The sequence below is a fragment of the Alphaproteobacteria bacterium PA2 genome (assembly GCA_002256425.1).
Classification (GTDB): domain Bacteria; phylum Pseudomonadota; class Alphaproteobacteria; order Caulobacterales; family Caulobacteraceae; genus Phenylobacterium.
The window spans coordinates 567,030-582,593 of sequence record NKIZ01000001.1; the positions used below are offsets into that span (position 1 = coordinate 567,030).

At 64.1% G+C, this 15,564-nt stretch carries 17 protein-coding genes; 4 read left to right on the top strand and 13 right to left on the bottom strand.

All coding sequences use genetic code 11. From position 1 onward, the window contains the following. Positions 1 to 3: 3 nt before the first annotated feature. From CFE28_02850 to CFE28_02860, 3 genes are read right to left on the bottom strand one after another with little or no spacing between them, the layout of a single operon-like run. On the bottom strand, positions 4 to 618 hold the full coding sequence (locus CFE28_02850) for a carbonic anhydrase (GenBank protein ID OYU69024.1): 615 nt from the start codon (positions 616 to 618) through the stop codon (positions 4 to 6). Continuing rightward, positions 611 to 1,255: a maleylacetoacetate isomerase gene (maiA, locus tag CFE28_02855; protein ID OYU69025.1), complete on the bottom strand. Its 645-nt coding sequence runs from the start codon at positions 1,253 to 1,255 to the stop codon at positions 611 to 613. The genes CFE28_02850 and maiA overlap by 8 nt, the downstream gene beginning before the upstream one ends. A gap of 1 nt (position 1,256) precedes the next feature. Then, on the bottom strand, positions 1,257 to 1,937 hold the full coding sequence (locus CFE28_02860; GenBank protein OYU69026.1) for a fumarylacetoacetate hydrolase: 681 nt from the start codon (positions 1,935 to 1,937) through the stop codon (positions 1,257 to 1,259). 98 nt (positions 1,938 to 2,035) lie between these two features. On the opposite strand from CFE28_02860, the gene CFE28_02865 reads away from it, so the two are divergent. Then, positions 2,036 to 3,247 (top strand): formyl-CoA transferase, encoded by a 1,212-nt coding sequence (locus tag CFE28_02865; protein ID OYU69027.1) that lies wholly within the window; start codon positions 2,036 to 2,038, stop codon positions 3,245 to 3,247. Here the strand turns inward: CFE28_02865 and CFE28_02870 are convergent. The 3 genes from CFE28_02870 to CFE28_02880 form a co-directional block, all read right to left on the bottom strand. Then, positions 3,244 to 3,465: a hypothetical protein gene (locus CFE28_02870; protein OYU69028.1), complete on the bottom strand. Its 222-nt coding sequence runs from the start codon at positions 3,463 to 3,465 to the stop codon at positions 3,244 to 3,246. The two genes, CFE28_02865 and CFE28_02870, sit on opposite strands and share 4 nt — an antisense overlap. Positions 3,466 to 3,532: 67 nt before the next feature. Then, a complete protein-coding gene (locus CFE28_02875; GenBank protein ID OYU69029.1) occupies positions 3,533 to 3,979 on the bottom strand; it encodes a TIGR02444 family protein in 447 nt (148 codons plus the stop codon). Beyond that, a complete protein-coding gene (locus tag CFE28_02880; GenBank protein ID OYU69030.1) occupies positions 3,980 to 4,579 on the bottom strand; it encodes a 3-octaprenyl-4-hydroxybenzoate carboxy-lyase in 600 nt (199 codons plus the stop codon). A 128-nt stretch (positions 4,580 to 4,707) separates the two neighbouring features. On the opposite strand from CFE28_02880, the gene CFE28_02885 reads away from it, so the two are divergent. Continuing rightward, the gene (locus CFE28_02885) at positions 4,708 to 4,881 is read left to right on the top strand and encodes a DUF465 domain-containing protein (GenBank protein OYU69031.1); all 174 of its coding nucleotides are present in this window, start codon (positions 4,708 to 4,710) and stop codon (positions 4,879 to 4,881) included. Between the two features lie 42 nt (positions 4,882 to 4,923). Here the strand turns inward: CFE28_02885 and CFE28_02890 are convergent, their stop codons facing one another. The 6 genes from CFE28_02890 to CFE28_02915 all read right to left on the bottom strand — a co-directional run bounded on the left by CFE28_02890 (position 4,924) and on the right by CFE28_02915 (position 11,149). Then, positions 4,924 to 5,595, bottom strand: coding sequence for a hypothetical protein (locus CFE28_02890; GenBank protein OYU69032.1), 672 nt, complete (start codon positions 5,593 to 5,595; stop codon positions 4,924 to 4,926). Positions 5,596 to 5,701: 106 nt separating this feature from the next. Beyond that, the gene (locus CFE28_02895) at positions 5,702 to 6,229 is read right to left on the bottom strand and encodes an acetyltransferase (protein OYU69033.1); all 528 of its coding nucleotides are present in this window, start codon (positions 6,227 to 6,229) and stop codon (positions 5,702 to 5,704) included. Next, entirely contained in the window at positions 6,226 to 7,383 is a 1,158-nt protein-coding gene (ribB, locus tag CFE28_02900; protein ID OYU69034.1) for a 3,4-dihydroxy-2-butanone-4-phosphate synthase, read from the bottom strand. The genes CFE28_02895 and ribB overlap by 4 nt, the downstream gene beginning before the upstream one ends. Continuing rightward, positions 7,380 to 7,961, bottom strand: a complete 582-nt coding sequence (locus CFE28_02905; protein ID OYU69035.1) for an FMN reductase — start codon at positions 7,959 to 7,961, stop codon at positions 7,380 to 7,382. Before CFE28_02905 ends, ribB begins: the two co-directional genes overlap by 4 nt. Further along, entirely contained in the window at positions 7,958 to 9,706 is a 1,749-nt protein-coding gene (locus CFE28_02910) for a fatty acid--CoA ligase (GenBank protein OYU69036.1), read from the bottom strand. Before CFE28_02910 ends, CFE28_02905 begins: the two co-directional genes overlap by 4 nt. Positions 9,707 to 9,820: 114 nt before the next feature. After that, positions 9,821 to 11,149, bottom strand: coding sequence for an acyl-CoA dehydrogenase (locus tag CFE28_02915; GenBank protein ID OYU69037.1), 1,329 nt, complete (start codon positions 11,147 to 11,149; stop codon positions 9,821 to 9,823). A 173-nt stretch (positions 11,150 to 11,322) separates the two neighbouring features. On the opposite strand from CFE28_02915, the gene CFE28_02920 reads away from it, so the two are divergent. Together CFE28_02920 and CFE28_02925 are read left to right on the top strand one after the other, a co-directional pair. Then, positions 11,323 to 12,546, top strand: coding sequence for a serine hydrolase (locus CFE28_02920; GenBank protein OYU69038.1), 1,224 nt, complete (start codon positions 11,323 to 11,325; stop codon positions 12,544 to 12,546). A gap of 34 nt (positions 12,547 to 12,580) precedes the next feature. Continuing rightward, complete coding sequence (locus CFE28_02925) at positions 12,581 to 14,002, top strand: hypothetical protein (protein ID OYU69039.1); 1,422 nt, start codon at positions 12,581 to 12,583, stop codon at positions 14,000 to 14,002. A gap of 32 nt (positions 14,003 to 14,034) precedes the next feature. Here the strand turns inward: CFE28_02925 and CFE28_02930 are convergent, their stop codons facing one another. Continuing rightward, entirely contained in the window at positions 14,035 to 15,474 is a 1,440-nt protein-coding gene (locus CFE28_02930; GenBank protein OYU69040.1) for an MATE family efflux transporter, read from the bottom strand. Positions 15,475 to 15,564: the final 90 nt, after the last annotated feature.

The window sequence follows — 15,564 nt, forward strand, 5'->3', positions numbered from 1 at the left end:
GTCCTAGTCCAGGCGCTGCAGATCCGTTGTATTGCTCGTTGTGACGCCGAGGTCTGTCACCAGGCCATCGGCGATGGCGTAGATCCAGCCGTGGACACTGATGTCCTGTCCCCGGGCCCAGGCGTCCTGAACAAAGACGTCGGAGGCGACATTCTTGACCTGGGCGATGACATTGAGCTCGCAGAGCCGGTCGAGCCGGTCTGCATCGCCCTCAATGGCGTCCAGTTCATGGCGGCAACGGTTCGCGATTTCACGGATGGGGTGGAGCCAGTGGTCCACCAGACCCCTGCGCTTGCCATCCACAGCGGCGGCGACGCCACCACAGCCATAGTGGCCGACCACCATGATGTGTTTGACCTTCAGGACATCCACGGCGAACTGCAGGACCGAGAGATAGTTGGCGTCCTGCGGCGGCGCGAGATTGGCGACATTGCGGTGAACGAACAGCTCGCCGGGATCCAGGCCGACAATCTCGTTGGCGGGCACCCGGCTGTCGGCGCAGCCGATCCAGAGGAATTCCGGCGACTGCTGGCCAGCCAGGCGTTCGAAAAACCCCGGATCCACCGAGAGCTTGGCGGCGGCCCAGCGCCGGTTATTGGCCTTCAGGTCTTCAAGCATGGACGGCGTCCGGCTGAAGGTCCGGGTGGGCCGCCATGAAGGCCGGGTGGCTGGCGGCGCGTTCGCCAACGGCTGCAATGGCCGGGAAGGCCTCCAGGGACACGCCGAACCGGTTGGCGGAATAGATCTGGGGAATGAGGCAGCAGTCGGCGAGGGTGGGGGTGTCGCCAAAGGCATAGCCCTTGCCGAACTCGGCGATCATCGGCTCGAGGGTCTGGAAGCCATCGATGATCCACCGCTCCGTCCATTTGGCCCGGCGGACCGGCGAGACATCCATGGCCTCAAGGGCCCGGGCGACCCGGGTATTGTTCAGGGGATGGACGTCGCAGGCAATGACCATGGCCATGGCGCGGATGCGGGCCCGGGCCCGGGCGTCGCCGGGGAGGAGGGCGGGCTCCGGATAGGTCTCGTCGAGGTATTCCAGAATGGCCAGGCTCTGGGTCATGACATCGCCATCGCCCAGGTCCAGGGCCGGGGTAAGGCGCTGCCGATTGACCGCACGATAGGCCGGCTTGTGCTGCTCGCCTGCCAGCAGGTTCACACCCACATAGTCATAGTCCAGGCCCTTGAGCTTCAGACCGATGCGCACGCGATAGGGGGCGGTCGCCCGCCAGGCGCTGTAGAGGGTGAAGGTCATCTCAGGCCACCGTAAAGGTCAGGGCGCCAACGCCTTCAATCTCGCCCTCGACCCTGTCGCCCTTGACCAGGGGGCCGACCCCCTCCGGAGTGCCGGTATAGATCAGGTCGCCGGCCGCCAGGGTCCAGAGCTTCGAGGCCTCGGCCACCACTTCGGCCACGCTCCAGATCATGTTGTCGATGGTCGAAGCCTGCTTGACCTGGCCATTCACTGAAATGGCGATCCGGCCCTGCGGTGGAGCGCCGCTCCACGGGCGGATGGCCGAAATCGGCGCCGATCCGTCAAAGGCCTTGCCGGAGTCCCAGGGATGCCCCTTGTCCTTGGCCGCATTCTGCAGGTCGCGACGGGTGAGGTCGACGCCGACGGCGTAACCCAGCACGTGGTCCAGGGCCTCAGAAGCCGCAATGTCGGCGCCGCCGGACTTCAGGGCCACTACCAGCTCAATCTCGTGATGGAGGTTCCTGGTCACAGTTGGATAGGCCGGGTCCTGACCCGGAGTCCGGATGGCGTCTGCCGGCTTGGAGAAGAAGAAGGGCGGCTCGCGGTCATCCCCGCCCATTTCGGCGCGGTGGGCGGCGTAGTTGCGTCCCACGCACAGAATGCGGCGTACGGGAAAGACGGCGTCCTGGCCCTCGACGGGCACTGTGGTCTGGGCGGGCGGCGGAAAAATGTAGCTGGTCATGCCTGCGCAAATACGCCCGCACCCGGCACTTGGAAAGCGGCGGATTGACAGGCGCCCCGCGCACGGCTCCAAAGCGCAGCCAAACCGGGAGACTATCGATGACCTCACCCCCCGCCGGCCCGCTCAGCGACCTGAAGGTCGTGGAAATGGGCACCCTGATCGCCGGACCCTTCTGTGGGCAGATCCTGGGGGACTTCGGGGCTGATGTGGTCAAGATCGAAGATCCGGGGAAGGGCGATCCCATGCGCCAGTGGGGCCGGTCCCTGCCCAAGGGCCTGTCGCCCTGGTGGCCGGTGATCGGTCGCAACAAGCGGTCCCTGGCCCTGGACCTGCGTACCCCCGAGGGCCGTGAAGTCGCGGCGACCCTGATCGATCAGGCCGACATCCTCATCGAGAACTTCCGCCCGGGCACCATGGAAAAGTGGGGCATGGGCTATGAGGCCCTGGCGGCGCGGAACCCCGGGCTGATCATGGCCAGGGTTTCGGGTTTCGGTCAGACGGGCCCCTATGCCGAGCGCGCCGGCTATGGCCTGATCGGCGAGGCCATGGGTGGACTCCGATATGTAACGGGGGAGCCAGACCGCCCACCGGCCCGGGCCGGCATTTCCATAGGCGACAGCCTGACCGCCATGCATGCCGTCATGGGGATCACCATGGCCCTGCATCACCGCAGCCGCACCGGCCGGGGCCAGATGATCGATGCGGCGCTCTATGAAAGCGTGCTTTCGGTCATGGAGAACCTGGTCACCGAATATGATCTGACCGGCTATGTCCGGGAACGGGCTGGCGCCATCCTGCCGGGCATAGCCCCGTCCAACGTCTATCCTTGCCGCAATGACGAGATGATCCTGATCGGCGGCAATGGCGATACGGTCTTTTCACGCCTGGCCGAGACCATGGGGCGGACGGACCTGTCGGCTGACCCGAAGTTTGCGACCCACGCCGCCCGGGGCGTGAACCAGACCGAGCTGGACCAGATCATCGCCGCATGGACCCGGGAATGGGACCTTGCAGAGCTTCTCGCCCTGCTCGAAGAAAAGGGCATTCCCTCGGGCCGGGTCTTCCGCGCACCCGACATGCTGACCGACCCGCAGTTCGTCGCCCGCAACGCCATTGTTGAAACCGCCCATCCGGTTTTCGGCAAGGTGAAGATGCAGAACACCTTCCCGAAGATGTCCGAGACCCCCGGCGCCGTCCGCTGGCCAGGACCAGCGCTTGGCGAGCACAGCCGCGAGGTCCTGTCCGAAGCAGGAATTTCCCAGGAGTCGATCAACTCTCTGATCGCCAAAGGCGTAACTGCCGAGCCCTAGGCGATGATGTCCGGAGTGAGCTGATCCTTCAGCCGCTCGATCTCGTCCTTGAGCAGCAGCTTCTTACGCTTCAGGCGACTGATCACCATCATGTCAGGGACCGGGGCTGCGGCGATGGCCTGAACGGCGACATCGAGATCGGCGTGATCCTGCTGGGCTATGGCCAGTCTGGCCCGGATGAGGGCTTCAGCTTCTTCGTCGCCTTCATCATCGTTCATTTGTGGAACCCAACTCCCTTGCCGACCATGATGAATCCACCCTGCCCCAAGCGCAAGGGCGCTCCTGTCACCGCAGGGCGGCGGCGAGGTTCGACAGGGCTGCTTCCGGGGGATTGATCCCCCAGGCGCGGCTTGCCGCGATCAGGGCGTCCAGGGCTGGGGTTCCGCCACTGGCGTTCTTCGCCAGGTCTTCCAGGGTTTCCATCAACACCCGCTCGGCCCGAAGTTCGGCAGCCTTCACATCTTCGCGCAGGCCCTCCCGCGCAGCGTCACCAATACCGGGAAAGTCTGGCTTCAGCCGTCGCCGCACGGCGCGGATCGGCTTGAGGACGGCTTCATCCCAAGTCTTTGTCAGGCCGACGGCTTCGTCCAGCACACTGTCCGGCGCGCCTTCAGCCCACACGGCCCAGAGCAGGAAGGCCGTGTTCAGGCCATGCTCGTCCTGCAGGTCCAGGCAGGCCTCGGGAACGCCAGGCAGGCTGTAGGCCTCAAGGCTCCAGTCCCAGAGTGACATTCAGCTATCTCCGGAAATCGGGCCGACATCCTCGCCCCAGCGGCGGACCGTGGCCCAGGACAGCCCGAACAGGTCGAGGGCCCGTCCCACGGACTGGTCAACCATTTCATCCAGGCTTGCCGGCTTTGCATAGAAGGCCGGAAGGGGTGGGGCGATGACGGCGCCCATTTCCGCCAGCTGCACCATGGTCCGCAAATGGCCCAGATGCAGGGGCGTTTCCCGGACCATCAGGACCAGATTGCGCCTTTCCTTCAGGGTCACATCGGCGGCGCGGGTCAGGAGGGACGAGGTCACGCCCGAAGCGATTTCGCTCATGGTCCGCACGGAACAGGGCGCGATGATCATGCCCAGGGTCCTGAAGGAGCCCGAGGCGACAGCAGCGCCGACATCGCCGACCTTGTAGTTCACATCAGCGCGCGCCTGGACATCTGCAATGGTCTGGCTGGTTTCCTGCGCGATGGTCAGGCCCGCAGCCTTGGAGAGGATCAGGTGGGTCTCAACCCCCAGCTCCCGGCAGGCGTCCAGGGTGCGCAGTCCATAGGCCACGCCGCTGGCGCCGGAAATGCCAACCACGAGTCGGGGGCGGGGGGAGTCTGTCACCGGTTTGGCCTCTGAGCCTGCAAATTGGGCGCCGGGAAAAAGATCGGCCGCGCAATCATATGTGATCTGACAGATGGCGTCAGCGGGTGTTCACTCTCGAGGTTCGCTCACTGGAAGGATACGCCGACATGGCTGTAGATGCCCGCATTCGTGAACTTGGAACCCGCCACCAAAGCCTCGACAAGGCGATACACGACGAATTGTCGCGTCCCGCCGCCAATGACTTGAAGCTGAAGGACCTGAAGCGGAAGAAACTCAAGCTTAAAGAGCAGATCGAGGCCTTGCGGGCCACCGCCCACTAGACCTCGGATTTCGCTGCTCCGGCCGCGTCAGGCGATGAAGACCTAGTCTTCGTCGCCGTCCTCGTCATCGTGATGATCGACCTGCGAGTCGACGTGATCGTCGTCATGGCTGACGACGCCGGTTTCTGATGCGGGCTCGAGGGTCGGGCCGTCAGGCTCGACAATGCCGCGCTTGGCGTCGTCCTTGGCGCGCTTGTCAGCGGCCTTGCGGACCACCGAGTCCAGCTCCATCTGGGTCGCCAGACCCAGGGTCACCGGATCCACAGGCTTGATGTTGGCCGAGTTCCAGTGCGCCCGGTTGCGGACCTGGTCGATGGTGGCCTTGGTGGTGCCCAGCAGGCGCGAAATCTGCGCGTCCGTAACTTCGGGGTGATTGCGCAGGAACCAGGCGATGGCGTCCGGGCGATCCTGACGACGGGACACCGGCGTGTAGCGCGGCGCCTTCTTCACGGGCTTCAGCAGCTCGGCATGGCGGCTCTTCTGGGCGACCATCCGGTAGGCGTCGCTGGCCTGCGCGGCGTCAAGTTCTTCGCGGGAAAGCTGGCCATTGGCGATGGGGTCGGCGCCGCGGATGTCGCGCGCCACTTCGCCGTCGGCGATGCCCCGGACTTCCAGGGGATGCAGGCCGCAGAAATCAGCGATCTGATCGAAGGTCAGAGAGGTGTTGTCCACCAGCCAGACGGCGGTCGCCTTCGGCATCAGAATGTCGGTCATGACAGGTTCCTAAAATGACGGCGCCCGACCTTTCGGCCGGGCGGTGCAATGCTGCGCGGGCCTGTATAGGCTGAATTTTCCCGTAAGAAAACGGCAATCCGACTTTTCAGTCTGAAGGCATGGCGCCAGCCCTGACCGTGAACCTGAGAATGGGTCCGTTCCAGTTGGGCGTATTCAGGTCCAGGACTTCAACATCTTCGTGGCTATGGGCAAGCCCTCGCCAGAAGGCCAGGGCGCCGATATTGCGCCGGGCGACGGCGGCTTCCCATCGCCCGGGAAACCGGGCGAAGACAGCCTGGGCGGCTGCGGTTCCGACTCCGGCCCGGCGGTGCTTCCGCACGATGAAGAACTCGCCCATGTTCCAGTCCGCCGGCTTGCCACTGTGGGCGTGGCCATTGAGCAGGGCAAAGCCGATCAGACGCCCGTCCCGCTTCAGCAACAGGGCGGCGCGGTCAGGGTCATGCCAATAGGTGTCGAGATTGCCGGGAAGGTCATAGAGACCGTCAGCTCCGAGTTCGCCCTGCGCAGAATCGAACCAGAACTCACTGAAGTCGTGAATGTAGAGCTGGAACAGGTTGGCCACCGCCGGAAGGTCGGCGGTGGTGGCGCGGACAGCTTCAACCCACAGGCTCACGCCAGGTCCTGGCGCCCGACGATCTTCAGGCCATAGCCGCCATAGCCGGGCAGGACCGTCGAGCTGTTGCTCAGCAGGACCATGTCGCGCACGCCCAGATCCAGCAGGATCTGCGCCCCGACCCCGTAGTCGCGCAGCACATTGGCTCCGTGGTCGACATTGGCCTCTGCGCCATACCGTTCCGACAGCCAGGACGGATTGGAGTCACGGATGAAAACCGCGACGCCGGCCCCGTCAAACCCGGTGATGGCGGCAAGGGACTTCTGCACATAATCCCGACGCTCGGCGGCGCCGCCGAGCATGTCGGCGGCGAAGTCCACCCGGTGCATGCGCACCAGGGTCGGCTTGTCAGGGTCGATCCTGCCCTTGGTCAGGACCACATGCTCGGTCCGGTCCAGAATGTTGCGGTAGATCACCATCCGGAACTTGCCGCCGAAGCCGCTCTCAAAGGGGGTTTCGAGAACCCGCTCCACCTGGCGCTCCGTGCGACGGCGATAGGCGATCAGGTCGGCGATGGTGCCGATTTTCAACCCGTGAAGCTGGGCGAAGGCCACCAGGTCGGGTAGCCGGGCCATGGACCCGTCATCCTTCATGATCTCGCAGATCACGCCGGCGGGGTTGAGACCTGCGAGGCGTGAAATGTCGACGGCGGCTTCGGTATGGCCGGCCCGGACCAGAACGCCGCCATCCCTGGCGACGAGGGGGAAGACGTGGCCCGGCGAGACGATGTCGTCGGGACCCTTGGTCGGATCGACGGCGACAGCCACCGTGTGGGACCGGTCATGGGCCGAAATCCCGGTGGTGACGCCTTCCTTCGCCTCGATGGAGACGGTGAAGGCCGTTCCCATGCCTTCGCGGTTCTCAGCGGCCATGGGTGGCAGACGCAGCTGGCGGGCCCGCTCGGCGGTGATCGACAGGCAGATAAGGCCGCGGGCGAACCTGGCCATGAAGTTGATCTGGTCCGGCGTCGCGAACTGGGCGGGAATGATGACATCGCCCTCATTCTCGCGGTCCTCGGCGTCCACCAGGATGTAGGGACGGCCATTGCGGGCGTCTTCGATGATGTCTTCGATGGGCGAGATTGCGCTGGTGGTCGCATCATCGACGGCCGCCTTTGCGGCGGCGTCGGGGGTCACCAGGTAGGGACGCTTCATGGGCGCACACTCCGTTGGGCGAACTCCAGCACCTGTTCGGCGACGGTGTTCAATTGCCAGGCCTCTTTGGGGTCTTTCAGGGCGCCATCGGCGTCGAAGGATCCGGAATTGATGTTGAGTGCTGCGCCAAACGGCGTCGGCCAGCCTCGCAGGGCATGTATGATCGATCTGACGGCGGTCAATGTCGTACCGCCCGCCTGCGCCCCTTCAGCCGTCACTATCACCCCGACAGCGCGTCCGGTCAGATAGGGCCGATCGTCGGTCCTCAGGATCTCCAGGGTGTCCAGGGCGTTCTTCATCACCCCGGAGAGGGAGCCGTGATAGCCGGGCGTTGCGATAATCACCCCGTCGGCTTCACGGACGGCGTCGGCCAGGGCCACCTGATCGGCCGTCGGGCCGCCGGGCTGGGGATTATAGATTGGCAGGTTCGCCAGGAATGCGCCGCCAAGAAACTGCGTCCGGGCGCCTCCGGCCTCTGCCGTCCTCAGGGAAGCCAGCAAGGCCCTTTCCGTCGAAGATCCTTCGCGAACCGTCCCGCCGATTCCGACGATCAGGGGCTTTGCTGATTCAGAACTCATCCACGCGCCTCAAAAACCTTTTTCAATTCCGTCTTGAGGATCTTGCCGTTGGCGTTTCGCGGCAGGGTCTCGGGCCAGAAGCGGACCTCAACCGGAACCTTGAACGCCGCAAGGCGGGTGCGAACCCAGTCCCTAAGCTCGGCCTCGGTGGCCTGGCTATCGGGCTTCAGATGCACGACCGCCGCCGGTTCTTCACCAAGCGTCTTGTGCGGAATGCCGACCAGGGCCGCGTCCATCACCGCAGGGTGCTCGTAAAGCACGTTCTCGACCTCGACGCAGTAGATGTTTTCGCCACCGCGGATCAGCATGTCCTTGGCCCGGTCGATGATGAAGAGGAAGCCTTCCTCATCAATGCGGGCCAGGTCGCCCGTACGCAGCCAGCCGTCCTGGAAGGTCTCGGCCGTGGCCTCGGGTTTGTTCCAGTAGAGCTTCACCACCTGGGGTCCCTTGACCCAGAGCTCACCCACGGCGTCCATCGGCAGGACCGTTTTCCCGTCGGCAGGATCACGGATCTGCATCTCGCCCACGGGCGCAGCGGGGCCCGCGCTTTCCGGACGGGCTTCATAGTCCTTGCCGGAATGACCGGTGAAGGTGGCGGTGGTCTCGGTCATGCCCCAGCCATTTCCGGGCTGCGACGCCGGGAAGACCTCGACGATCTTGCGCACCAGTTCCGGGGCCGACGGCGCGCCGCCATAGGCCACGGCCACCAGGGAGGACAGGTCGTACTTCTCCCGGGCAGGGTGTTCGATCAGCTGCCAGGCAATGGTGGGAACCCCGCCGGTGGAGCTTACCTTTTCGCGCTCGATCAGCTGCATGGCCTGTTCCGGCTCCCAGCGACGCATGATGACGATCTTGCCGCCGGCGTTCATGGTCGGACCCATATTTGCTGACAGGCCGGTGGCGTGGAACATGGGCACCACCAGCAGGCCGACCCTTGGTGGCAGCTTGTGGGGATCGCTTTCCGGCAGGGGCTGGCCGGCCCGCAGGAAGTTCCTGGCTGCGCTGATGCCGCCGGCCATGACGTTGGAGGTCATATTGCGATGGGTGCCCAGGGCGCCCTTGGGCCTTCCGGTGGTGCCGGAGGTGTAGAGGATTGTGGCGTCGTCCTCAGGGTCCAGCTCGACCTGCGGCAGGGGAAGGGCGGGCAACTTGTCCCAGTCATTGACCTTGCCGATCACGCCCTCCAGCAGGTGGGCCCGCTCGTGCAGGGGCGCGCCGGCGAACCTGGCCACATAGACCTTTTCCAGGGCAGGCAGGGCGTCGAGGGACTCGGTGATCCGCTCCAGGCGCTCGTCATCGACGATGGCGATCTTGGTCCCGGAATCGGCCAGGCCGTATTCCAGTTCCGGCCCGGTCCACCAGGCGTTCAGGGGGGTGACAATGGCGCCCACCAGAATGCCCGCCCAGAAGGCCACGGGCCACTCAGGCAGATTGCGCATGATGACGGCGATACGGTCGCCCTTCTTCACCCCGTCGGCCAGCAGTTGATGGGCCAGCTTCAGGGTCGCCTTGCCATAGGCGGCGTAGGTGGCGCGGTCGTCCTCGTAGACCAGGAATTCCCGGTCGGGGAAGGTCTGGCCGTTGAGGAAGATGTCCCTCAGGGTCGGCGGCGCGTGTTTCCAGGTCCGGGTGAGGACCCCGCGGATCAGCCTTTCCTCCATCTCGAACCGGGAGCCAGGGGCCGTAAGGGCGGCGTGGGCCTGGGCGATGGTCATGACGGGCCAGGTCGGAGCGGGTTCAGTCATAATGGTGAGCTCGGAAAAATCAGTTGGACCACAAAAGGAAAGGACGGCCTCGCGAGAAGCCGCCCCATTAATCCTTGCCATCCTTCCTTCGGAAGGTGCGGTTGTCGAGTCGGCTTATGGGCCGACCTTGTCACCCCTGGATTTCGCGTACTCGGCCTTCATCTCGGCCAGTTCGTCCGCGAACTTTTCGTGGGCGGCCTCACGCAGCTTCGGGATGTGGTAGGCCGGGAAGAGGTCATTGTCGGGCCGATAATCCTTGAGGACCTGCTTGGCCAGGGTGACCTTGTGCACTTCGGTCGGACCGTCGGCTATGCCCATGACCAGTGAGCTGGTCACCATGTGCATGAAGGGCATTTCGTTGGAGACGCCCAGGGCGCCGTGCAGGTGGGCGGCCTTGGTGGCGATGTCCCCATAGACCTTGGGCATCATCACCTTGATGGCGGCGATGTCCTTGCGGACCATGTTGTAGTCCTTGTGCTTGTCGATCAGCCAGGCTGTGCGCAGCACCAGAAGGCGGAAGCTTTCCAGGGCGATCCAGCTGTCGGCGATGTCGGCCTGGACCATCTGCAGATCAGACAGCTTGCCGTCCCGGGTATTGCGGGAGACAGCGCGCTGGCACATCAGGTCCAGGGCGTGCTTGCAGGCGCCGACCGTCCGCATGGCGTGGTGGACCCGACCGCCGCCAAGGCGGACCTGGGCGATGACGAAGGCTGCGCCACGCTCGCCCAGCAGGGCGTCATAGGGAACGCGGACGTCCTTGTATTCCACATAGCCTTCATTGCCGCCGCCGATCTCGCCGCCGCCGCCAACCGCCACATTGCGGATGATCCGCACGCCGGGGGTGTCGGTGGGCACCAGGAAGATCGAGGTGCGGCGATAGGGGTCCTTCGCATCGGGATCGGTGATGGCATAGACCACCAGCACCTTGGCCCACTTGGCGTTGGTCGAGTACCACTTCTCGCCATTGATGACCCACTCATTGCCATCCAGCACGGCGCGGGTCTTGAAGGTCAGGGGATCGGATCCGCCGGTCGGTTCGGACATGGAGAAGGCCGAACGGATATCGCCGTTCAGCAGGGGCCAGAGGTACTGCTCCTTCTGCTTGTCGGTGCCGTAATGGGCGATGATCTCGGCGTTTCCGGTGTCCGGCGCCTGACAGCCGAAGATGGTGGGGGCCAGGCCGTTGCGCCCAAGCTTTTCGTTCATCAGGCCCAGTTTCAGCTGGCCATAGCCCTGGCCGCCCAGTTCGGGGCCCAGATGGCAGGCCCACAGGCCCTGATCCTTGACCTTCTGCTGCAGGGGTTTGATGAACTTTTCACGGCCCAGGGGTCCGTGCGCCGCCATGCCCAGATGGCTGAGAGGTTCGACCTCGTCGCGCATGAAATCCTCAATCCAGTCCAGCTTCTTCTGGAATTCCGGATCGGTCTCAAAATCCCACGCCATGGTCTGGCCTCCCTGGAGCGCCGCTGTTTCGCGGCTTAAGTTGAAAATTAGTCTGGCCGACAATTCACCCGGCCCGTAACGTCCGTTTGACGGCAATATCAAACGCTTGTTCGAATTACGCAACGGAAAGAAGGGGGCGACCCTTCAAATCCGGAAAAGTGAGGAAACCCGCCATGTCCAAAGCTGAAACCCTCGGCTTCTCCACGGAACGCCTGAACAAGCTCGACGCCTTCCTCGCGGCCAAATACGTGGATGCCGGCAGGATTCCCTGCGCCCAGATCCAGATCCTGCGGAAAGGCGAGCTGGTTCACGAGGCCGTGCTGGGCAAGGCCGACATCGAACGGAACAAGCCCGCCACCCGCGACACCCTTTTCCGCATCTATTCCATGACCAAGCCGATCACGAGCCTGGCCTTCATGATGCTGGTGGAAGAGGGCCTGGTGGCCCTTGAGGATCCGGTGGCGCGGTTCATTCCCGAGTGGAAGACTCTGGCGGTCTACAGCGCCGGCACCGGTCCTTACATGACCACGCCCGTCGCCCGGCCCATGCAGATGATCGACCTTCTGCGCCACACGTCCGGCCTGACCTATGGCTTCCAGTCCCGGACAAATGTGGACGCCGCCTATCGCAAGCTGAAGGTGGCCGAGATGACCGGCCCTTCGGACATGGACGGCTTCGTCAATGATCTGGCCCGCCTGCCCCTGGAGTTCTCGCCGGGGGAGGCCTGGAACTATTCGGTAGCAACCGACGTGCTGGGCGTTCTGGTCCAGCGGATTTCCGGCATGCCCTTCGAAAAATTCCTGCAGGACCGGATCTTCGGGCCCCTGGGCATGTCCGATACCGGCTTCTCCGTGCGTCCGGATCAGAAGGACCGGTTTGCGTCCTGTTACATGCCGACCCCCAGCGGCGGCCTGGATCTGCAGGATGACGCCGAGACCAGCGCCTATCACAGGACCCCGGTCTTCCACTCCGGCGGCGGTGGTCTGGTCTCGACGGCCGACGACTACATGAAATTCTGCCGGATGCTGGCCAACCGCGGCGAACTCAACGGCCATCGCCTCGTGGCGCCCAGGACCCTGGCCCTGATGGCCTCCAACCACCTGCCGGACGGTCAGGATCTGACCAGGCTCTCCCGGTCCCTGTTCTCGGAAGCCACCAATGCCGGGGTCGGCTTTGGCCTTGGCTTTGCGGTCACCGTTGATCCGGTGAAGGCCATGCTGCCCTCCAGCCCGGGGGAGTATTACTGGGGAGGGGCCGCCTCCACGGCCTTCTGGATTGATCCGGTCGAAGACATTGCGGTGGTCTTCATGACCCAGCTGCTGGGGTCGAGCACCTATCCCATCCGTCGCGAGCTCCGGACCCTGGTCTATTCGGCGCTGGTCGAGCCGAACCACTAGTCGAGGCGGAACCAGGACGGGGCAGGAGTAGAGTATGGCATCTCAAGGCGGACGAACCGGGACGGCTCTGCCGACTCCAGGGGGACGCTTAAGCCTCCCTGCAATCCTTGCCTTTTCAGCGACTGGCCTTCCCCTGGGCGGGATAGGGATCGGGTTTGCGATTTTCCTGCAGCCCTATCTCGCCAGCCACCTCAAGATTCCCCTGATGGTCATCGCCGGAGCCTGGTTCACGGTCCGGATGCTGGACTTCGGGATCGACGTGATCCTGGGGCTGGTGATGGACAGGTTCGTCACTCCCTGGGGACGATACCGTCTCTGGTTTGTGGCCGGCCTGCCGCTTCTGATGCTTGGCATATATAAGCTGTTCATGGCCCCGCCAGGCATTGGCGCCGAATATCTCGTGACTTGGCTCTTTGTTTTCTATCTGGGCAATTCCATGGTCGTGCTGGCCCACCTTGCGTGGAGCGCGACCCTCGTCACCCAGTATGATGAGAGGTCGCGGCTTTTCGGCCTGGCGACCCCCATCAGTATTGTCGGCTCGCTGATCGTCCTTGCGATTCCGTCACTTGCCGAACAGGTGGGGCAGTCCAACGCGCAGGCCGTGCAGATGATCGGCTGGTTCGCCATGCTGGCCCTACCGGTCGCCGTCGCCATTGTGGTGGTCTTCGCCCCCGAACCCATAGCCCCGGAAATCAGACGCAAGCGGGCCATTCCCTGGGCGGATTACTGGAGCATGGCGAGGAACCCTTCCTTCCTGCGCCTGCTGGTCGGTGAGGCGGCCCTTGTGCTTGGGCCGGGCTGGATGAGCGCCCTCTATGTCTTCTTCTTTACCCACGCCCTGGGCTTCACGGTGGGTCAGGGATCACTTCTTCTGGGGATCTATGTGATATCGGGCGCACTCGGCGCCCCGGCCGCGGCGGCCCTGGCCATGCGCATCAGCAAGCACCGGACCCTTTTCCTGGCGTCGGTGGCCTATTCCCTGGGCCTTTGCACGGTTCTGCTGGTGCCCAAGGCCAATTTCCTGCTCGCCATTCCGACCATGGTCTGGTGCGGCTTCATGGCCGCGGCATTCACCATGATGACCCGGGCCATGACCGCTGATTTCGGGGATGAGATCCGCCTTGAGCAGGGCCGCGAGAGGATCACCCTGATCTATGCCTTCACCGGCCTCATGGCCAAGGTCGCTTCAGCCATGGCGGGCGTGATCACCTATGCCGTTCTCTCGGTCATCGGCTTCAACCCTGCAGAGGGTGCGATCAATACCCCCGAAGCGCTCCGGGGTCTGGAGCTGGCCTTCACCCTCGGTCCGATCGTCTTCGTCATGCTTGGCGGCGCAAGCTTCCTGGGGTGGAAACTGGACGCGGAGACCCACGCACGCATCCGGTCTGACCTTGAGGCGCGGGATTCCCTGCACGCAGAAGCGCCCGTGGTCGAAAGTCTGACGGGCGATAGCTGACGACAACAGTCGGTCTGCTGCAGCGGAAGTGCTCAGCGGGCCGCTTCGGCCATTTCGGTTTCCTCGACGCCACCTGGGGCGCCATGTCCCGTGTCGGGGGCATCGCCCCGGGGAATGGTCTCCAGAAGTCGGCCCTTGCGCCAGGGTCCCCACTTGAACCAGGCCGCCGCCATGATCAGCGATGATATGGACCCCAGGGGGAAGCTCCACCAGATGGCGTCGGCGCCCAGCACGGGCTGCAGGGACATGGCGAAGGGAATGCGGATGATCCAGAGCGAGATCACCATGGAGATAAGGGGAGGGAACACCGACCCGGTCGCCCGGACTATGCCTGAAAGAATGAAGCTCATGCCGAAGGGGATGAAGCCCCACAGGACGAAGGAATTGATGTGGATGGCGATCGGAATTGACGGGCTTCCCGCGGGCAGGAACATGCGCAGGACGACCGGCTCGATCGCATAGATGATCAGGATGGGCACGCCGCTCAGCAGGGCGGCATAGGTCACGCCGATCCCGGCCACCTTGTCCACACGATCCATCTTGCCTGCCCCGACGTTCTGGGCCGCCATGGACGAGACCGCCATACCAAGGGCCATGGCCGGCATCTGCACATAGGTCCACAGTTGTATGGCCGCGCCATAGGCTGCGGCGGTCTGGGATCCGTAGCCATTGACGAACCGGGTCATGATCACGGCGGCGCCGGAAATGACGAACATCTGCAGGCCCATGGGCAGGCCCTTGGTCACCAGGCTTTTCATGATCGCCAGGTCGGGCTTCAGCAGACCCCATTCGGACCGCTTCAGAACCAGGATGGAGTCGGTCCGGTAGAGCCAGGCGATGATCAGACCAAGGGTCAGGGTCTGGCTGACGAGGGTCGCGGTGGCTGACCCGGCGATACCCATCTTCGGGAAGGGCCCGATGCCCATGATCAGCATGGGGTTGAGGCAGACCTCCAGGGCCACAGCAAACAGCGAGAAATAGAAGGGTGTCTTGGAATCCCCGGCGCCCCTCTGCCCCATCTGTACGAAGGAGAAGAAGTACATGAACGGAATGGCCATGAAGATGACGCGCAGATAGATGATCGCGTCGGCCTTGGCGTCCGGCGGGGTCTGCATGGCGGTGAGTATGGCGGGCGTGAAGGTATAGCCGACAAAGCCGACCATCATCGAAATCACGGCGAAGAAGATGATGGCGGTGCCGACCACCCGCTTGGCCAGATGCCGGTCACCGGCCCCGATGGCCTGACCGATCAGAAGATTTGCCGCCATGGTGATGCCGAATACGGATCCCAGCATCAGGAAGAAGATGGTGTTGGCGTTTGTGGTCGCGGTCAGGGCTGCCGCGCCAAGGGCGTGACTGACCCACACCGCGTTTGCCGTGCCGTTCAGGGATTGAAGGACGTTGGTGCCCAGAACCGGCAGGGCGAAGGCCAGCAAGGTCGGGCCAATGGGCCCCGAGGTCAGGTCCGGCATGCCGGGACGACGACCAGGACCGCCTGGTCCACCAGCATGAGCGCCAGCAGGCGGACCCGATGGCCTGCCCGAGTCCGGACTTGTCTTTGA